Source organism: Pseudomonas sp. MDT2-39-1, from assembly GCF_054898085.1.
The window spans coordinates 22343-40549 of the sequence record NZ_CM142716.1 but is presented as its reverse complement, the minus strand read 5'-3'; the positions used below and the strand labels follow the sequence as shown (position 1 = coordinate 40549).

Genomic DNA, 18207 nt, shown 5'->3' with positions numbered 1-18207 from the left:
AGAGTTTTATGGCTTCCTCATTTGTCTTCGAGGCTGCCGCGATGTTCGCTATTCCAGGCTTCAGTGAGCTCGTCTACCACGGCTTCGCCAGCACTGACCGCCGACAGGCTGCCGTCCTGATACAGCTTGCGCCAAAGGAACAGTTGGTTGGCATTGATGCCGTTGCGCCGAGCCACCACCGAAACGCTTTGCCCTGGCTCAAGACTCTCGCGAACCATGGCCAGTTTTTGCTCTGGGCTCCAGCGGCGGCGCCGCTCCTGGCCCAAGAATTCCCCACTCTTGTGGTTGCTATGAGTCATAAACATAACCGTTTGCCTATCTTTTATCGTAAGGGGGAAACGGCGTCCTGTCTTTCATGGGGCTCGTTCAAATACCTTCAGATATCGCTTATACGGTCGATAACGAGTAGATGGGCTTTGTTGTCCGTCAACTCTTGACGCAGCTCGAACACATATTGCATGAAATATCATGATGGCAATTAGCCTCGACTGGTGCATGATCTGCTCCATTCCTCCAACTGAGTTACCACTCCGCCAAGGACTGCCAACCGCAATCACTATCGTATTGGAATCGGCATGCCCAGGATTTGCTCGCTTTTTCTGCTAGTCACTGTTTTGTTATGTGCCAATAGTTGGGCTGGCGTCACCAAGCTTTACGTCGAAATGCATGAGCAAAACGGCAAGCCTCTGTCCGATGTCGTAGTGACCCTCCAAGGGCCTATGGGTCAGGCTAACGTTCAGCTCAAGGCCGACATGGATCAGCGAGCTCAGCAGTTCGCACCCCACGTGTTGGCCGTGCATACCGGCACACCAATCAAGTTCCCCAACAGCGACAATATTCGCCATCAGGTGTACTCGTTCTCGCCGGCTAAACGCTTCGAGCTACGGCTTTACGAAGGGACACCCTCCGACCCAGTGCTGTTCGATAAACCAGGTATTGTGGTGCTTGGCTGCAACATCCATGACTGGATGCTTGGTTATGTGTATGTCACCGATGACCCTCGCTTCGGTGTTACCGATGATCAAGGTAAACTGACGCTGGAAACTTTGCCGGCTGGTGAGTACCGGGTCACCCTATGGCATCCCCAACTCAAGGACATGAAACCATTCAGCGCAGGCTCCATAAAGATCCCGGTCACCGGCCTCAAACAGACCTTCAGCCTGGCTCTGGAACTGTTGCCTACGACCGCTCCGACCGCTCCCGCACCAAGTGCCTTCGGTGACGCGTTTAAGCGAGCTGCCCGTGAAACTACGGAATAGCTTTCAAGCGCAAGTCACTGCGGTGTTGATCCTGCTGTCGCTGGTGGTGATTGGCTCATTGTATTTCAGCGTAAAGGTGGCGACCAACTCAGCGGTTCGCAGTCAAGCAAACTCCCAATTGGAGGTAGGTACACGAGTCTTTGAGCGGTTGCTGGAGGTGCGCGGTCGACGCTTAGCCGATGGCGTGCAATTACTTGCAGCTGACTTCGGTTTCCGCGATGCGGTTACCAGCAGCGATTCCGCTACCATGCGGTCGGTACTGTTCAATCATGGCAAGCGCATTAACGCCAGTGACATGATTTTGCTTAGCATGGATGGAAAAGTCCTTGCCAGCACGCTGGACGATGTACCAGACGGTTCGGTATTTCGATACGACCTGGCGCTGCGCGAAGCCCGACGCATCCAACAAACCATGTTGATCGTTCCTTTGCAGGGTAAACCACACTTGCTGGTGGAAGCGACTGTACTCGCACCCCTGCCGATTGCGAGGGTGGTGATGGGCGTCAGCATGGACAATGCCTTTGCCAGTGAGCTGCGTTCGCTGACCAGTCTTGAAGTATCGTTTCTTACCATTGATAAGCAGCAACCCGGGCAGCTCATCAGCACCCAACCGGACGTTCTCGGCAAAAGTATCACCGGCCTGATGTTGAGTTCGTCCCCGCAGGACGCAGTGCTGCTAACGGAGCACTTGGAGCATAACTTCCTCAGCCAGTCTTTGGTGTTGGCTGGCGCCGCGAGTGAGTATGACGGTCAGGTTATAGCTTTACTGCAAAGTCCAATCGATGCAGCCATGCAAGCGTTTGCACCGCTGGATGAAAAAATCCTTGGTATTGCCTTGATAGCCTTGCTTGCATCGTTAGTCGGCGCTTTGCTATTGGCCCGTGGTGTGTCGCAGCCAGTTAGATCGCTGGCGCTGGCAGCGCAGCGGATCGGCCAGGGCGACTATCAGACCCCTGTGATACTGCGCAGAAGCGACGAATTCGGATTGCTGGCCAATGCAGTCAACTCGATGCAGAGTGGCATCGCTGAGCGTGAACAGCAGTTGGCTCACAACGCTCTGCATGATCCACTCACAGGCTTGCCAAACCGTACGTTAGCCATGGAGCGACTAGGTAGTGCGATTGCAGCACAACGACCCATGGCGTTGATCTTTCTCAGCATTGAAAATCTTCGGTATATCAACGAAACAGCTGATCCCGAGACAGTTGGTCAATTGCTCCGTCAAACCGGTCAGCGCTTGCAAGTGTTGCTAAGTCCAGGTGATACCGTGGCGCATTTGATAGCAGAGGAATTCCTCCTTTTGCTTGATGGCCTCGACGGTGAAGCGGCAGTCGCAGTAGCTGACCAGCTTCAGCAATTACTGCTTAAACCTCAGCAAATCAACGGTCACGATCTGGCTCTTGATTGCAATCTCGGTATTGCGGCATTCCCCGCTGATGGGCAAAGCGCACAGAACCTGCTGGAACGCGCCTCTATTGCTATGAAAGACGCCGCAAAGTTGCCCGGCCATTTACAAATTTATCAGCACGGGCGTGACTTGGCCCATCGTCGTCAGATCACTTTGATTCGCGACCTACGTCACGCGGCAAGCAAAGGTGAGTTCCTACTGCATTACCAACCCAAGTTAAATATCCGTGAAGCTCGCGTCAGCCAAGCAGAAGCCTTGTTGCGCTGGCAGCACCCGCAACTGGGCATGGTTTCGCCTGCTGAATTTATTCCTTTGGCGGAACGTACTGGAAGCATTCAGATACTGACCAATTGGGTGATCAACGAAGGCATGCGTCAACTATCGGAGTGGAATCAGCGGGGGTTGCGCTTGCAGCTGTCGCTAAACATATCCGCCGATGACTTGATTAGCGATGACCTGGCCGCTCGTGTGTTGGCGCTACTACAGAATTACAGCCTGCCGGCAGAACAACTGATCTTTGAAATCACTGAAAGCGCTGTCATGCGGGAGCCAGAGCGGGCATTAAAAGTCCTTCACCAATTGCGTGATTGCGGCATTAGCCTGTCAGTGGATGACTTCGGCACTGGCTACTCGTCCTTGGCTCACCTCAAGCGACTCCCTGTGCAGGAGTTGAAAATTGATCAGTCCTTCGTCCGTGACTTGGATGAAACCAGCGAGGACGCAGTGATCGTCCGTTCAACCATCGAAATGAGCCACAACCTCGGACTCAAAGTGGTCGCCGAAGGAGTCGAATACGAGCACAGCTTAAGTTTACTCGAGCGCTGGCACTGCGATACGGCGCAGGGTTATCTGATCAGCCGCCCGCTCACAGCGCCAGCATTCGAGGCCTGGGTGGCGTTGCCCTTAAGCTTTCGTACATCCATGGTTCATTGAACGATATGACCTCACGTTTGTTTTTGGTGATCGGCTGCCTCGTCAGCTTAATTCACCAATCCACCCTCGCCGATAACGGACGCCTGATTGCTACAGGTGGTGCCAGTAGCCTAGAGGGCGCGGCAGGCGGAGGAATTACGCCTTGGGCAATGCTTGCCGGCTACGGCGAAAAAAATGAGTGGGGCGCAACTGTGTTCGCGACCACAGTCAACCTGCCCGATTATCGGCTGGATGTGGCTGGGCTGGCCGTGGCCTATGACAACCGCGTCGAGTTATCTTTCGCCCGACAGCGCTTTGATCTCGGCTCTTTAATACACAAACTGAGGCTGCCTGAGAACAGCCTCGACCAGGACGTGCTCGGCGTTAAGTTGCGTTTGTTCGGCGATTTAATTTACGACGATCTGCCTCAGGTTTCCCTAGGCCTCGAATACAAACATCTACGAGATTTCCTGATCCCGAGCTTGGTCGGCGCTAAGCGAGACAGCGACACAGAGGGCTACATGGCCGCCAGTCGCTTGTTCATGGGCGCAGCGTTCGGATATAACCTGCTTGTCAACGGAAGTCTGCGTTATAGCCGTGCCAATGAGCTTGGGTTGTTGGGGTTCGGTGGTGACCGTCGCGACACGCGCAGTCTGCTCAAGGAGGGCTCCCTGGCCGTATTGTTCAATCCACGTTGGGCGGTAGGCGTGGAGTATCGAGAAAAACCGGACAACCTGTCATTCGCCGGGGAAAGCGATTGGGCGGATCTATTTTTAGGATATTTCCCTAACAAACATTTGTCGGTAGTGCTGGCATACGCACGCCTGGGCGAGATCGCCACGCTAAAAAACCAGAATGGCACGTACCTTTCTGTGCAAGGAAGTTTCTGATGCGCTTGTTCCTACTTTTTCTGGTTCTATCACTGAGTGCCTGCGTGCAAAAGCCGGCCAAGGATGACAGCCTTTATCAGGCTCTTGGCGAGCGTCCCGGCATCACCCGAATTGTTGAGGGCATGCTGCTGAACATTGCTCAGGATGAGCGAATCGTTGAGCGCTTTCGCAAGATTGATATCCAGCGGCTACGTGACAAACTGATCGAGCAATTTTGTGTTGAGGCTGGCGGGCCTTGTATCTATACCGGTGACAGCATGGCTGAAAGTCACAAGGGGCAGAACGTCAGCCGCAGCGACTTCAATGCTTTGGTTGAGGACTTAATCGATGCGATGGATGATCAGGCGATCGCGGTGCCGGTGCAAAATCGGTTGATTGCGCGACTGGCACCGATGCGCGGGGACGTAATCAAGCAGACGAGACCGACAGATACTTGCCATACGTCGTCGACAGTGAACATCGCATTGCTTCCTGAGCTCTACCGCAACACATGCATTGAGAATCGTCGTCATAAATGAAAATCGAAAAGCACAGGCGCTTGAAGAATGGCATTCATTGCTCTCAAAATCCGAGATCCGTATGACGGCTCATGAGCAATACGAAGAGCTACTGCGGCTTGCCGAAAAATACTTAAAGCAGGGTTTTATCAATCGTGACGAGCGTAAGGTATTGGTGATGGAGGCGACCCAGAGGTATGCCCAAGCCGTGGAGGAGGTGGGTCAAGGAACTTAGCTCGTAATAGAGGCCAGGTTATTTTCGATGGCTGCCGCTGCCCTGCAAGTTGATTAGGTTCTACGTTACGTGGCTCAGGGTCTCAAGCTTCGCGGCCCATACGGGTAGCGCATGAATAAATGGTCGCACTTGGTAACTCCGGTGTCATAAGCACCGCAAGAGTCAATCTGATGAACTCTTCGTTCTTGTCAGTTGCCTCCAAGGCCCCCCGAACGTTCTGGGCTACGTCGTCTGATCCACGCTGCTCGACCCAAAGCGTAAGTTCCATAAGGGCGGCCTCGAGCGCGAGTTGGTTTTCGTTGATTTTGAAAAGCAGGGAAGGGAGCAGGTCTGCGTTGGACATCGTGATTCCTCCGTGGAAAAGGAGAGAGTAGTCCTTTAATGCCTTAACGTTACTCGCGCTCCAATTGCCTGGCGTCTGACGTCAGCTGCGCAGCGAATGCACGCAGTTGGTCGGGAGTCATTTGATCGAGATTGGGCGAGGAAGTCATACCGTGGATTTTACCAAAGCAGACCGCTTGCGGCAGCAAACCGAGATGCTAATTACAGTTTTTAAAGCAGCGTAATAGCTCCGTCAGACCCCACGCGTTGCCAAGGTAGACCTAGTACCAAAGCCTGAAGTTGCTCGGTATCTAACTGCACTTCACTGCCTTGCCGAACGCCTGGCCAATGAAATTTACCTTGGTTCAAGCGACGTGCCGCCAGCCATACGCCAATCCCATCGTGTACCAGCACTTTCATCCGAGTCGCGCGGCGATTGGCAAACAGATAAGCGCAGTGCGGCTTCGCCGCTCCGAACACCGCGACCACCCTCGCCAGCGCCGTTTCAGTGCCGGCGCGCATATCCATGGGCTCGGTGGCGAGCCAGATGGCGTCGACGCGGATCATCGCAACAGGTCTCGAAGGAAAGCGGCGCAGGCAGCAGCGCTATCGGTTGGCCAGTTCACTTTGACGGTGCCGCGTGGGTGCAGAATCTCAACGCTGATATTCGATGAAGATATGGGCGCCGTTGTTTGCATAGGCAATGGGATGAATGCTGGTTGAACCGCCGTGCTTTTCTGCACTTGCACCCGAATCCATTTGTGAAGGAGGTTTGCGTTAAGGCTATGGCTGAGGGCGATGCTGGCAATCGATGCGCCGGGTTGGGCACACTCTTGAATGACCTGGGCTTTGAAGGATTTGGAATACGAACGGCGTGTTGGCTGCATGAAATACCCGCTTAAAAGGCTAGAACTGGTGCCCACCTAAACTTAAGTGCACACCATGTCCCGGCTTTGCGGGGTTGGGTAGATGACTTGGCCGGACGCATACACTTAATTTTCAGATAGAGAGATTGTCAGCAATTCATCGTAAGACTCATCACTGCCTGGACGGCGCAGGCAATGCGTAGGTCGCCTTCATCCATTCGATCTCTGCCTGAGGCGTTCAGCCAAAGAAGCGTTTGAATTCGCGGCTGAATTGTGAGGCGCTTTCATAGCCCACATTGAAAGTAAGCGTTCGCCCAACACACCATGCGTGGTTAAACAGGCGCCCACTTATGCGGCAGCAGTTCAGCAATTTCACTCGCCCGCTGCGTCGACAGGCGTGTAAGAACATCCTTCAAGTAAGCATACGGATCATGCCCGTTGAGCCTCGCCGACTGGATCAAACTCATGATCGCCGCCGCACGTTTACCGCTGCGTAACGAGCCCGCGAACAGCCAGTTCGAGCGCCCAAGAGCCCACGGCCGGATTTGATTCTCGCGCCAGTTGTTATCGATGGGCACAGCGCCGTCATCGAGATAGCGCGTCAGCGCTATCCAGCGTTTGAGGCTGTAATCCAACGCCTTGGCGATGGCCGATCCCTCAGGCACAAGATGCCTCTGGGCGATCATCCTGGTATGAAGTGCGTCGATGATCGGCGATGCTTTGTCCTGCCGTATTCGCTGCCGGACACCCGGTTCCAGCTCGCGTGCCTCTCGTTCAACTTCGTACAAGGCGCAATGTTGTGCAGCGCTTTTTCGGCGATCTGGCTCTTGTTGGTCGCGTGCAAGTCAAAGAACTTGCGGCGTGCATGCTTGATATACCGCATTGGGTAAGAAGTTGATGCTGACAAAGCAGGGTATTTGTAAGCGTGAAGCAAGCTCAACAGCCTTGACTCGACATGCTTGGTCAAAGGCATAACGGTTCTGTTCGGTCACCTTTCCAAGAATGGCAGCGGCACCACTGCCATCACAACCACGTACCAAAGCCTCGTAGGCAAAAATACTGTTGTCGCGCAGATCTACGATTGGCTGGAACGCCATACTGAACTCAAAATCCAGTTCATTGCCCTCCCCGCAGGCGCTACAAGGAGCTACTGGTCGTGATTTTTCGTTCATTCAACCCCCGTTTTTTCAATCACTATGAAGGTGTAGATCAAGCCAAGATTTTGCACATGCCGCAAGGCTGAATCATCTAGCTAATGTCGACGAGAAATTGCTGATCGCGTGTACGACTTGGCGAGCACTATCCTGAATATCCAGGATTACTTGACCAGCCTCACCGGCTAATTTGACTCCTTGTTCTGCCTTGTCTTTACTCGCCTCCATCCTGGCCACTGCCCCCTGGGCCAATAAACGATTGTGCTGCACCACCTCGACAATTTTGATGGTGGCCTGGCTTGTGCGCGAAGCCAGATTGCGCACTTCGTCAGCTACCACCGCAAAACCTCGACCCTGCTCTCCGGCACGAGCGGCTTCGATGGCGGCGTTTAGCGCAAGAAGATTCGTTTGTTCGGCGATGCCACGGATGGTCTGCACGATGCTGCTGATTACTTCCGACTGCTGACTGACATCATTGATACCTTCGGCTGCGTGATTCAATTCGCCAGCCAGGCTTTGCATGACATCCACGGTCTCCTGCACCACTCGGGCGCCTTCGTGTGCTGTATTGTCGGTTTTCAGTGAAGTCTCGTAAGCCATGCGTGCTGCTCGTGACTCAGTTTCCTGCTGGAGAACCTGAGCCGTGATATCGCTCGCAAACTTAACTACTTTGTAAAGGCTGCCGCTGGCGTCGAACACCGGATTGTAAGTCGCACGTAACCAGACGGTTTGTCCCTGGTTGTTGAGGCGTTTGAAGTTACCGGAGAAAAATTCGCCGTGATTCAGGCGCTCCCAGAACTGGCGATACTCGTTGGATTCACTTTCGCTACGCTCACAGAACAGACGATGGTGCTTGCCAACAATCTCATCCAAGCGGTAACCCATCACTGCAAGGAAGTTTTCGTTGGCGCTGATGACTTCTCCCTGCCGGTTGAACTCAATGGTTGCCATGGAACGGTTAATCGCTTTGATTTGGCTCTCCTGCTCTTGTTCCTTCCGCACCCGGTCAGTTACATCAGTAGCAATCTTGACGACCTTAATCACCCGTCCAGAGGCGTCGCGAACAGGGTTGTAACTAGCCTCCAGCCAGATCTCACGCCCCTGTTTGTCCAGGCGCAGGAAGCGGTCGTTTATGGACTCACCATTACTCAGCCTTGACCAAAAACCTTGATATGCGACGCTGTTGGCGTATTTCGGTGTACAGAATAAGCGGTGATGCCGGGAGTGAATTTCCTCAAGGCGGTAGCCCATTACGCTCAGGAAATTGTGATTGGCGCCGAGGATCGTGCCATCAGGTTGGAACTCAATCAGAGCCATGGAGCCACGTAATGCTGCGAGGGTGGCTTCGCAGTCAGCCAAACGCTGCTTGCTGATGGTCAGTTCTTTTTTGATTTGCGAGTTGAACATACGAACCTCAGTGGCTATGGACTGCTTGGCACTTTCATCAATCCACCGCAAAACCTATACAGTGGTATGGTGATTGTACAAGAAAATTCCAGATTGAACACGAGGGAAGCATGTTGATCGCGAGTAATGCGCTGATCGGGTAGGGGATTGCGCACCGGCAATAGACTATCGGTTTACGTAGCTTTTGCACTCTCGGCAGAGCACTCGATATCCGACTGAAAGGGGCGTTCGGATTGCACCTCAAGTGATTTTAGTGGCCTAAATTCTTAACGTTTGCAGCACGAAAGCGTCCAGGCGCGGGTTCAATCCGATCACAACGGATACCAATAAATAGCGGTTCGGACTCATTGGCGCCTCTGCGCAGGTCATTGATGTATAGCGCGCAGAACGGGCATTCATCGATAAAGTAAGGCGTCACCGCCTGCTGATCAGTCTTGTGCGAATTTCAGGGTCTTGTATAGGTTTGTATCAAGTAAGCACAGGAACACACTGAGGATGGACGCTATTCTTTGCGCCTTGAAATCCACCGCATGCCTTGTCTCGGCATGACCAATCGGGTGGGGTGATCAGTGGCCTGCAGTTCATGGTCGAGGATCAGAAAGGTGCTGTCACCGGCATCCCCCCCCTGAAACGTGAACCAAACCTAAGGAGTGAGTGTGGTCATTGCTTAAGGTTTTGATGCCGAAAAATTAATCGACAGTGCCGCCCTTTTGAGTAGGGGCGGCTGTCTTCACGTTCGTGCGGTATCCATTTTGTATCGTTTAACGATCAATTTCCTCGGTAGGTGGAGAAGCCGTAAGGGCTGAGAAGCAACGGGATGTGATAGTGAGGAACGGTACCGTCCACTTCAAAAATGACGGGTACCTCCGGAAAGAAGCTGGACGTTTTGTGCGCCTTGAACCACTCACCAGTCTTGAAGGTGACACGGTAGGTACCTTTCTCCAGACCCCGACCTTCCGGATACAGCCCGGTGATACGACCTTGCTCGTTGGTTGCCGCGCTGTTGAGCATGTCCCAGTTTTTCCCATCCTGTTTTTCCAGCGTGACATTGACTCCAGGGGAGGGCAGGCCATCCTGCAAGTTGAGTACATGCACGCTCAATGGATTTGTTGCCGCTAATGCAATGGCTGAAAGGGCACTCAACACAGCGCCAGCGAAGAAACTTTTCAATACAGTCATGGTGATGTCCTTAGTTTTTAACGGCAGGTAGAACGTTGTTGATAGCGACCTCTGCACAACTTTCATCCTGTGCAGCGCCACCCGCACCGGCCACCCCGAGGGCGCCGATGACTTGGCCATCGAATTTCAATGGCACGCCTCCACCGAGCAGTAACAACTCATCAAGGGTGTTGAGGTTTTCCGCATCTGGATTAGCGCGAGCGCGTTCAGCTAACAACCGCGTCGACGTCTTGGTCGACAGGGCGGTATAGGCTTTGCGTTGCGCGGCTAACGTGTTGTGCGGGCCGACATTGTCATCGCGTTGCACGGCAACCAAATTGCCGCCTCGGTCAACAACCGCGGCAACGGCTGTGCGGCCATCGGCGTGACAGGCCGTCAGCGCGGCCGTTAGCAAATCGTTGGCCATTGCAAGTGACACGTCCTTGCGCTGCGCAACCTGATCCGGGGCTGCAACGGCGAACGCAGAGCTCATTGCGATTGTGATCAGCAATGAAGTCGATAGGCTTGTACGCATGCTGTTTCCTTGGTTGGTTGAGTCTGTCTCAGTCATTGCCAGACATCATGACCAGCCCGCTCCGTCAGAATGATTACCTCCTGATTACCAATATGTAATGTGAGAAATCACCGAAGCGGGCTAGCCTGTGCTCCAGTCTTGGAGGAAAAAATGCGTATCCTGGTGGTTGAAGATGAAACGAAAATGGCGGATTACCTGCGCAAAGCCCTGACTGAATCGGGCTATGCAGTAGAGATCGCCCTTGACGGGCTGGACGGCCAGCATTTGGCGCAGGAGAGTGAGTTCGATCTGATCATTCTGGATGTCATGCTGCCGGGGCTGTCTGGCTGGCAATTGCTGCAAATCATCCGGCGTAAGTGGCAGACCCCAGTATTGTTTCTCACCGCACGTGATTCGGTTGATGATCGGGTCAAAGGCCTGGAGTTGGGGGCCGATGATTATCTGGTGAAACCCTTTTCCTATGCCGAGTTGTTGGCACGGGTACGCACTTTGCTTCGCCGCGGCCCGCCTCGCGAGGTTGAGTATTTTGTGGCAGGCGACTTGAGCCTGGACTTGTTGCGACGCAAGGTAACGCGCAACGGAGAGCGCCTCACCCTGACCAACAAGGAGTTCGCACTACTGCACTTGCTGCTTAGTCGTGAAGGGGAGGTGCTATCGCGTTCGTTGATTGCCTCACAGATCTGGCAAATGAACTTCGACAGTGACACAAATGTGGTGGATGTCGCCATCCGTCGACTGCGGGCCAAGGTTGACGATCCATACTCACTTAAGTTGATACACACAGTGCGTGGTATCGGTTACATGCTTGAGGTGCAATCCTGAATCTGTTTCCGCACACCCTTAGCCTGCGTCTGGCGATCATGTTCGCGCTGGTCAGCGCACTGTTACTGGGCTCCATTGGTTTTTATCTTTATCAATCGTTACAGCGAGAGATTGCCTGGCGCGATGATCAGGCCCTGCTGGGGCGCCTGGAGCGAATGCAAGCATTGATCAGCGATAGCGACAGCATCGAGCAACTTCAAGGTCGGCCCAAGCTCTACGAAAACATGTTGGGCAATCGCGACAATCTGCTATGGATTGTCGATGACACCGGCAAGGTGTTGATCGAAATCAACCCAGTGGGTATGACTTTTCCAAAGTTGCCGGCTACACCCCAGGCTCGCCTCGTTGACGATCACTCTTCTGAGCCAGTGCGGCTTGCTTGGCAGGATGTCATGCAGGGTGATCGCGGCTTGACCCTGATCGCTGGCAAGTTGTTGAGTGAGCGCGACCAGATGCTGGGTGCTTATCGACTCAAGCTCTGGCTGGCCATGTCGGTCGGCGCGCTGCTGGCTTTCGCATTCGGCTGGTGGGTGAGTCAACGAGGCTTGCACCCTGTGCGCCTGCTGGCCAAGCGCGCTGCCGGAATCGATGTGCAGCATCTGCATCTGCGGCTGGATGAGTTCAATGAACTGAATGAACTCAAACTGCTCTGTAATGCCCTCAACCAGATGCTTGCACGCCTTGAGGACGGATTCGCCCAGCTTTCGCGCTTCTCGGAAGACCTCGCCCATGAGATGCGAACCCCGCTTGGCAACCTGATGGGACATACCCAGCAAGCTCTGAGGCGCAGTCGCTCTATCGAGGACTATCAGAATTTGTTGGTATCCAATCAGGAAGAGTATGAAAGGCTGGCGCGAATGATTGACAGCATGCTGTTTCTCGCCCGCACCGAGCAGCCAAACGCCTGCGTAAAATTCGTGCAAATCAACCTGCACGATCTCATTGAGCAACTGTGTGAGTATTTCGAAGGCGTGGCGCAAGAGCGAGATGTGCAACTGATAAACCAGGCCCAAGATCAGTTGCTGGGGGATCCAGGGTTGATCCGTCGAACATTGGCCAACTTGCTAGCCAATGCGCTGCGCTACGCAACTCCCGCGTCAGCAGTGACCGTCAGCAGCGAGATTTCGGAAGATAGGCTCGAAATTACGGTGCACAACCACGGCGAGCCGATTGCAGCCGAACATCTGCCACGATTGTTTGAGCGCTTTTACCGGTGCGACCCATCACGTAATCAGCCCGACGACTCTGGGGGGCTGGGATTGGCCATTGTTCGTTCGATTATGCAACTGCATGGCGGTTGTGTAACCGTTGATAGCACTGAAGCAGGTACGAGCTTCCACTTGGAGTTTCCCCTTATAAACGGCTGAACTCGAACCGAAGGTATTGCACCCGACACAGCGAATGCTGGCAAATTGCCCTATAGTGAGATTTCTTGCAGTGGTGACCGCGTAGGAAGCATGCAAATGGGGCTTGAAAAGTTTTCTTTCGGGCACATGCTAAAGGGGAGACGCTGTGCTGAGCATGAATCCGAAAGCCTGCTACGTCATTTTTGGGGAGGTAACCTTGCCCAGCATCATTTTTGAATCGCAAATATGCGCATCAGATCTGATCCCTTGGGAATTGTTTTCAATACTAAACGACCTTAAGAACAGTATGTCATCGGTCGTTCACCCCCAATCACGTTTGGCTTCAACGGTGCTTGCCAAGGCACGGCTCTCGCTCTGCGCGTGGGAAAATTAAAGTGGTGCTTACTAAACGGCGCAGCTCCCTCGCGGGGTTCATTATCCTTGCTGTCGGATTGGTTGGTTTTTCGGCCCTGTTACTGCTGAAGTCCGAGACTGAACGCAGAGAAAAGCGTTTCTCGGAATACGTGCAGAATATTTCCGGCATCGTGCGCAATCAGCTTGATACTAATGAGGCTGTGTTGGCGGGTTTCTCGGCATTTCTTCAGGCCGTCGATCAGAGCGATACGGAAGCTGCGGCCCGGTATGCGGCAGTCGTTTTAGCCGCTTATCCTCATATTTACATGCTTGAGGCGGCGAGGGCGGTACCCATCGCCGAACAGTCGGCTTTTGAAGATCTGTTGCGTCGTACTTGGCGTCCAGACTTTCAACTCAAGGATTTTCCGAGTCTCACTCATCAACCTGCGCAATATCAGGTCTATCTCAATGAGACTTGGCCTGTATTGTTCATGTACCCCTTACTCCCTGAATCCAGTTCGATCTATGGCGTCAAGCTAGAAACCGTCGCCTACCTGTCCTATGCGTTGGCTCGAACCCACAATAATCAGAAGCCGGTCGTATCGCCTGTTTTCTCAATGTATGAGGGTGGTGACGCTTACATTCTGATGCAGTCAGTCAGTCGTCCTGAACAGGATCGAGAGAACACTCGCCCCAATTTCTTTGGCAGCACGATGGTGTCTTTGCTTTTGATCAAGACGGATTCGCTACAGGATGCTGTGAGTTATGCGAACGTAGATCCCCTGGTTCGCGTCAGTGCTGTCCTGAAAACCGCTGCAGGATCTGAAAGCAATGTCTTTTCAACGCAGACCGAGCAAGCCGGTATCCTGGATCGCTTCCTATTACCGGCGCTATCTGACCGAGTCGAGATCAGGAGTGTTTCACAGCCGATGACCTTGTTGTTTGAGCGTCAGTTGCGATTGGGCGATATTCTGACAGCGGAAACATTGATCATCCTTGCGGTTCTCGCGGGGGCATTCGTGCTTGTGCCTGTGGTGTTGATTCGGCATTTCAAAGCGATCGAAAAAGCAGAGGTTGAACACGAACGCTCGGCTTATCTCGCAACACATGATGTTCTAACTCAATTGCCGAATCGCTACCTCTTCGCCGACCGTTTTGACCAAGCCCTCTCAAACTGGACAGTGCGTGGGACTGCGTTCGCCGTTCTGTTGATAGATCTGGATCATTTCAAGGACATTAACGATAAGCATGGCCATGAGGTGGGTGACCAGGTTCTCAAGGCAGTCGCCAATCGCATGCTTCAGGTCACTCGTTCTTGTGACACCGTCGCACGCTACGGTGGAGATGAATTCGTGATTCTGATCACGGATCTTATCAACTCAGAGAGTGCTGAACTCAACGCTGAAAGAGTGCTGGAAGTCATTGCGCAGACAGTAGCGACAAGCGCAGGAATGCTGTCACTGTCGTGCAGTATCGGAGTCTCTCTGTGCCCTGATCATGGCCAAAATTTGGGCTCATTGCTGAAAGCAGCGGATCAGGCGATGTACGGCGTTAAACAACTGGGGCGAAAAGGAGTCGCGATGACTGAGTCCCCGGAAGCTTGAGATGCTTATAGGATATTCAGGCTCATTTAATCGCTAAGTTCGGCAACAAAAACCCAGGGAGCCAGGCTTTGTTAAAGGTTCTCTGGATGCAGATATCATTTCTGCATTTCTGCATTTCTGCATTTCTGCATTTCTGCATATCGGCATTCCGACTTCTTGCGCCAGGCGAAAGGCAATCCGCAGACCGCACACGCCTTTACGGGCAGTTCACTCTTCTTCAAAACGACTCCCCTGCATCGAGTTTGGCGAGCAGTTTTTGGCCCCGTTTCCAGAGCGCTTCCTGCTTGGCTTCAGTCATCCGATCGAGGTTCTTGTAGACCATGCCCATGCGCTGATTGCTGCGCAATAGGTCGCCGTGACGCATCAGGAAATGCCAGTAAAGCGAATTGAAAGGGCAGGCGTCGTCGGTCGTGCTTTCACTGACTTTGTACGCGCAGTGACGGCAGTAGTCAGACATGCGCTTTATATATTGGCCACTGGCGCAGTAAGGCTTGGAGCCCAGGTAACCGCCATCGGCGTGCATGACCATGCCCAGTGTGTTGGGCAGTTCGACCCAGTCGAACGCGTCCATGTAGATCGCCAGGTACCAGTCGCAAATCTGGCTCGGCGCAATGCCGGCCAGCAGCGCAAAGTTGCCGGTCACCATCAGCCGCTGGATGTGGTGGGCATAGGCATGTTTCAAACTTTGGCCGACCGCCTGGCCCATGCAGTTCATCTTGGTGTCGCCTGTCCAATAGAACTCTGGAAGCAGCCTGCTGTTACCAAACAGATTGCCGCCGGCGTAGTCGGGCATTTTCAGCCAGTAGACGCCCCGTACATACTCACGCCAGCCGATGAGTTGACGGATAAAGCCTTCGGCGGCGTTTAATGGAATGTTGTGCGCCCAATACGCAGCCTCGACGTCGCTGCACAATTGACGCAGATCCAACAGGCCAATATTCAGCGCGGCGCTGATCCGCGCATGAAACAGGAACGGTTCATCGTTAGCCATCGCATCTTGATAATCGCCGAAGGCTGCCAGGCCCCAATCGAGGAAGTTGTCCCACAACGCCTGGGCATCGGCGTGGGTGACCGGGTAGTCAAAGGTGTCGAGGGCGCCATAGTGGCCGGAGAAGTTTTTTGCGACCAGCGCCAGCACCTCCTGGGTAATCGCATCTGCCGAAAAGCGCACGGGCGAGGGCGCTCTTGAGCCTTTGGGAAGCGCCTTGCGGTTTTCGGCATCAAAGTTCCAGGCGCCGCCGACCGGGCTGCCGTCGCCGTTGAGCAACAGGCCACTCTTGCGTCGCATCTCACGGTAGAAGAACTCCATGCGCAGCTGCTTTTTGCCTTCGGCCCAGGACGCAAACTCGAGTCGGGTGCAGAGAAAACGGCTATCGGTATGCCACTGGATCGCCAAGCCACAATCTTTCAGTGACTGCTCCAGGCGCCAGTCACCGCATTCTGTCAGGTGCAGCTCATCCGGTTGCAGCAGTGACTGCCAGCGCCGTAATTCGCCCGGCACCGATCCGCTATTGTGCGGATCATCGAGCGTGACGTATTGCACGCGGATGCCGCACTGCTTCAACGCCTCAGCAAAATGACGCATCGCACTGAAGATCAGTGCGATTTTTTGCGGGTGATGGGGCACATGACTGGCTTCCTCCATCACTTCGACCAGTAAAACCGTATCGCGCTCGCTGTCCAGCCCCTTCAATGAGGCCAGGTCAAAAGACAACTGGTCGCCCAAGACCAGGCATAGTCGGTGAGTCTTATTCATTCCACAGAGTCCAACGGAAGGTGACTCACCAAGGCGCAGTCAGCGAGAAAGGAATGCGTAACGACCCAATGGGCTCTTCACGTGAACCGCACATCTCGTCATGGACGCACTGCTGCACAAGCACGCAGGGGAATGGCGGGACAAACTGCAACAACTCACGCAGGTGATTGATGGAGCGAAGGCGAATAGGTTTTGCTTCGTCGTCCAGCAGTGTGGACTGGCCTTGATCCAGCCCGACTCGCGCCAGATAAAAACCGCCTTCCAGAGACAGCAGCTCCAACTCTCGTACTTCGCCATTCGCGGCCCGTTCGGTCAACGCTTGCAGATTCAAGGTTCACTCCCTGCCTACCACGGTAGGCGTTCTCCGTTATAAGCAAAGAAATTGCCGCTGTCGGCAGGCGCCAAACGGTCAATCAGTGATAACAATTCGCGGGCAGCGAGGCTTGCGGGCCTGGCGGCAGAAGCGCCTTTAAAGGGCTGGGACAGGCCCGAGATGACCGTACCTGGATGAAGAGTCAGCAAGCGGGTCTGAGGGCGTGTTCGTGCTAGTTCGATCCCAGCCGTTTTAATCAACATGTTCAACGCTGCCTTGGAGGCGCGATATGCATACCAGCCGCCCAAACGGTTATCACCGATGCTGCCCACCTTGGCGGAGAGCACTGCCATCGCACCACGAGGGTCAAGCAAGGGCAGGAAGTGACGCAAAACCAGTGCAGGCCCGAGTGTGTTGACTTGGAATATCGCCTGAAGCGCATCCGCTTCAATAGAGGTGTAACTTTTTTCAGGCTTGATGTCTTCGCGATGAAGCAGACCGGCAGCATGTAAAATCAACTGGTACGGGGCTTCTTCAGCTAATTCTGCGGCCGCCCTGGCGATACTGTCGGGCTTTTCCAGATCCAATCCTGGAGCACTGTTGCGCCCCAGCTCACGAACAACCGAGCATCTTGGATCTTCGTTGAGCAACTCACAAAACGCCGCGCCGAGCGCTCCACTGGCGCCTATCACCAAGGCACGGTAGCCCTCGCCAAGGGAGTTCATCCTGAAGGAACTGTTCATTTAGCCTCTCCGCAGGCAGACGTGATCTATTGGCGCTAACCGAGTCGCCCTATCAGTTGCAGGAACTCGTGACGGGTAGCGGAAGAATCGCGAAAAGCGCCCAGCATCACCGATGTGGTCATCACCGAGTTTTGCTTCTCCACGCCTCGCATCATCATGCACATGTGCTTTGCCTCAATAACCACAGCCACACCGGCGGCATCGGTCATGTGCTGAAGGGCGTCGGCAATTTGTTTGGTGAGGTTTTCCTGAATCTGTAAGCGGCGGGCAAACATATCGACCACTCGCGCGACCTTGGACAGGCCCAATACCCTTCCTGTGGGGATATACGCGACATGAGCTTTGCCGATGAAGGGCAGCATGTGGTGCTCGCACAATGAATACAGTTCGATGTCGCGCACGATGACCATTTCGTCGTTTAGCGATTCGAACAGTGCGCCGTTGATGACTTCCTCCAAATTCATCGTGTAGCCGTTGCACAGGTACTGCATCGCTTTGGCTGCGCGCTTGGGCGTGTCCAGCAGTCCTTCACGCTCAGGGTTCTCGCCTACAGCGACGAGAATTTCACGGTAATGCTCGGCTATTGATGGGTTCATTTAAACTCCTCGCAGCCATGCTGCGCTTCAT

General features: G+C 53.9%; 16 protein-coding genes and 6 pseudogenes. 7 read left to right on the top strand and 15 right to left on the bottom strand.

The window, feature by feature from the left end; translation table 11 throughout:
- Window positions 1-56 precede the first annotated feature (56 nt).
- Window positions 57-299 (bottom strand): annotated as a pseudogene (locus ACYZTM_RS00255) (transposase); the annotation flags it as partial.
- 363 nt (window positions 300-662) lie between these two features.
- Between ACYZTM_RS00255 and ACYZTM_RS00250 the strand changes: the two are divergent.
- From ACYZTM_RS00250 to ACYZTM_RS00235, 4 genes and pseudogenes are all read left to right on the top strand, one after another.
- Window positions 663-1259 (top strand): methylamine utilization protein, encoded by a 597-nt coding sequence (locus tag ACYZTM_RS00250; protein WP_461989263.1) that lies wholly within the window; start codon window positions 663-665, stop codon window positions 1257-1259.
- Window positions 1243-3600, top strand: a complete 2358-nt coding sequence (locus tag ACYZTM_RS00245; RefSeq protein ID WP_461986278.1) for a putative bifunctional diguanylate cyclase/phosphodiesterase — start codon at window positions 1243-1245, stop codon at window positions 3598-3600. Before ACYZTM_RS00250 ends, ACYZTM_RS00245 begins: the two co-directional genes overlap by 17 nt.
- A gap of 5 nt (window positions 3601-3605) precedes the next feature.
- A complete protein-coding gene (locus ACYZTM_RS00240; RefSeq protein ID WP_461986276.1) occupies window positions 3606-4469 on the top strand; it encodes a DUF3034 family protein in 864 nt (287 codons plus the stop codon).
- Window positions 4469-4879, top strand: a pseudogene (locus ACYZTM_RS00235) (group I truncated hemoglobin); the annotation flags it as partial. The gene ACYZTM_RS00240 and the pseudogene ACYZTM_RS00235, both read left to right, overlap by 1 nt.
- Window positions 4880-5337: 458 nt before the next feature.
- On the opposite strand, the pseudogene ACYZTM_RS00230 reads toward ACYZTM_RS00235, so the two are convergent.
- The 9 genes and pseudogenes from ACYZTM_RS00230 to ACYZTM_RS00190 form a co-directional block, all read right to left on the bottom strand.
- Window positions 5338-5544: pseudogene (locus ACYZTM_RS00230) on the bottom strand (hypothetical protein); the annotation flags it as partial.
- A 209-nt stretch (window positions 5545-5753) separates the two neighbouring features.
- Complete coding sequence (tnpB, locus tag ACYZTM_RS00225; RefSeq protein WP_461986274.1) at window positions 5754-6089, bottom strand: IS66 family insertion sequence element accessory protein TnpB; 336 nt, start codon at window positions 6087-6089, stop codon at window positions 5754-5756.
- Entirely contained in the window at window positions 6086-6409 is a 324-nt protein-coding gene (gene tnpA, locus ACYZTM_RS00220; RefSeq protein WP_461986272.1) for an IS66-like element accessory protein TnpA, read from the bottom strand. Before tnpA ends, tnpB begins: the two co-directional genes overlap by 4 nt.
- A gap of 311 nt (window positions 6410-6720) precedes the next feature.
- Window positions 6721-7256 (bottom strand): annotated as a pseudogene (locus ACYZTM_RS00215) (IS66 family transposase); the annotation flags it as partial.
- Window positions 7234-7560 (bottom strand): hypothetical protein, encoded by a 327-nt coding sequence (locus tag ACYZTM_RS00210; RefSeq protein ID WP_461986270.1) that lies wholly within the window; start codon window positions 7558-7560, stop codon window positions 7234-7236. The pseudogene ACYZTM_RS00215 and the gene ACYZTM_RS00210, both read right to left, overlap by 23 nt.
- A gap of 72 nt (window positions 7561-7632) precedes the next feature.
- Window positions 7633-8067, bottom strand: a pseudogene (locus ACYZTM_RS00205) (methyl-accepting chemotaxis protein); the annotation flags it as partial.
- A 108-nt stretch (window positions 8068-8175) separates the two neighbouring features.
- A pseudogene (locus tag ACYZTM_RS00200) lies at window positions 8176-8859 on the bottom strand (PAS domain-containing protein); the annotation flags it as partial.
- An 858-nt stretch (window positions 8860-9717) separates the two neighbouring features.
- Entirely contained in the window at window positions 9718-10128 is a 411-nt protein-coding gene (uraH, locus tag ACYZTM_RS00195) for a hydroxyisourate hydrolase (protein WP_461958919.1), read from the bottom strand.
- A 10-nt stretch (window positions 10129-10138) separates the two neighbouring features.
- Window positions 10139-10642 (bottom strand): GlcG/HbpS family heme-binding protein, encoded by a 504-nt coding sequence (locus ACYZTM_RS00190; RefSeq protein ID WP_461959317.1) that lies wholly within the window; start codon window positions 10640-10642, stop codon window positions 10139-10141.
- Between the two features lie 150 nt (window positions 10643-10792).
- On the opposite strand from ACYZTM_RS00190, the gene ACYZTM_RS00185 reads away from it, so the two are divergent.
- From ACYZTM_RS00185 to ACYZTM_RS00175, 3 genes are all read left to right on the top strand, one after another.
- Entirely contained in the window at window positions 10793-11464 is a 672-nt protein-coding gene (locus tag ACYZTM_RS00185) for a heavy metal response regulator transcription factor (protein ID WP_461958920.1), read from the top strand.
- Window positions 11461-12831, top strand: coding sequence for a heavy metal sensor histidine kinase (locus tag ACYZTM_RS00180; protein ID WP_461989262.1), 1371 nt, complete (start codon window positions 11461-11463; stop codon window positions 12829-12831). The genes ACYZTM_RS00185 and ACYZTM_RS00180 overlap by 4 nt, the downstream gene beginning before the upstream one ends.
- A gap of 377 nt (window positions 12832-13208) precedes the next feature.
- A complete protein-coding gene (locus tag ACYZTM_RS00175) occupies window positions 13209-14768 on the top strand; it encodes a diguanylate cyclase domain-containing protein (RefSeq protein WP_461989260.1) in 1560 nt (519 codons plus the stop codon).
- A gap of 95 nt (window positions 14769-14863) precedes the next feature.
- Here ACYZTM_RS00175 and ACYZTM_RS00170 read toward each other — a convergent pair whose 3' ends face one another.
- Genes ACYZTM_RS00170 through folE form a run of 5 tightly spaced genes read right to left on the bottom strand, consistent with a single transcriptional unit; the run spans window position 14864 to window position 18176 of the window.
- Window positions 14864-14989: a DUF2256 domain-containing protein gene (locus ACYZTM_RS00170; protein ID WP_461986269.1), complete on the bottom strand. Its 126-nt coding sequence runs from the start codon at window positions 14987-14989 to the stop codon at window positions 14864-14866.
- Window positions 14986-16524 carry a cryptochrome/photolyase family protein gene (locus ACYZTM_RS00165; protein ID WP_461986267.1) on the bottom strand — a complete coding sequence of 513 codons (1539 nt, stop codon included), beginning with the start codon at window positions 16522-16524 and terminating at the stop codon, window positions 14986-14988. The genes ACYZTM_RS00170 and ACYZTM_RS00165 overlap by 4 nt, the downstream gene beginning before the upstream one ends.
- A 25-nt stretch (window positions 16525-16549) precedes the next feature.
- Window positions 16550-16855 carry a DUF6482 family protein gene (locus ACYZTM_RS00160; RefSeq protein WP_461986265.1) on the bottom strand — a complete coding sequence of 102 codons (306 nt, stop codon included), beginning with the start codon at window positions 16853-16855 and terminating at the stop codon, window positions 16550-16552.
- Between the two features lie 14 nt (window positions 16856-16869).
- Window positions 16870-17580, bottom strand: coding sequence for a Rossmann-fold NAD(P)-binding domain-containing protein (locus ACYZTM_RS00155; protein ID WP_461986263.1), 711 nt, complete (start codon window positions 17578-17580; stop codon window positions 16870-16872).
- 35 nt (window positions 17581-17615) lie between these two features.
- Complete coding sequence (gene folE / locus ACYZTM_RS00150) at window positions 17616-18176, bottom strand: GTP cyclohydrolase I FolE (RefSeq protein ID WP_461986261.1); 561 nt, start codon at window positions 18174-18176, stop codon at window positions 17616-17618.
- Window positions 18177-18207 lie beyond the last annotated feature (31 nt).

What these genes read in the sequence shown, in the direction of transcription:
- ACYZTM_RS00185 (WP_461958920.1), top strand. Translation starts at nt 10,793, where the DNA reads ATGCGTATCCTGGTGGTTGAAGATGAAACGAAAATGGCGGATTACCTG.
- ACYZTM_RS00210 (WP_461986270.1), bottom strand. Translation starts at nt 7,560, where the DNA reads ATGAACGAAAAATCACGACCAGTAGCTCCTTGTAGCGCCTGCGGGGAG.
- tnpA (WP_461986272.1), bottom strand. Translation starts at nt 6,409, where the DNA reads ATGCAGCCAACACGCCGTTCGTATTCCAAATCCTTCAAAGCCCAGGTC.
- ACYZTM_RS00155 (WP_461986263.1), bottom strand. Translation starts at nt 17,580, where the DNA reads ATGAACAGTTCCTTCAGGATGAACTCCCTTGGCGAGGGCTACCGTGCC.
- tnpB (WP_461986274.1), bottom strand. Translation starts at nt 6,089, where the DNA reads ATGATCCGCGTCGACGCCATCTGGCTCGCCACCGAGCCCATGGATATG.
- ACYZTM_RS00190 (WP_461959317.1), bottom strand. Translation starts at nt 10,642, where the DNA reads ATGCGTACAAGCCTATCGACTTCATTGCTGATCACAATCGCAATGAGC.
- ACYZTM_RS00250 (WP_461989263.1), top strand. Translation starts at nt 663, where the DNA reads ATGCATGAGCAAAACGGCAAGCCTCTGTCCGATGTCGTAGTGACCCTC.
- folE (WP_461986261.1), bottom strand. Translation starts at nt 18,176, where the DNA reads ATGAACCCATCAATAGCCGAGCATTACCGTGAAATTCTCGTCGCTGTA.
- ACYZTM_RS00240 (WP_461986276.1), top strand. Translation starts at nt 3,606, where the DNA reads ATGACCTCACGTTTGTTTTTGGTGATCGGCTGCCTCGTCAGCTTAATT.
- uraH (WP_461958919.1), bottom strand. Translation starts at nt 10,128, where the DNA reads ATGACTGTATTGAAAAGTTTCTTCGCTGGCGCTGTGTTGAGTGCCCTT.
- ACYZTM_RS00165 (WP_461986267.1), bottom strand. Translation starts at nt 16,524, where the DNA reads ATGAATAAGACTCACCGACTATGCCTGGTCTTGGGCGACCAGTTGTCT.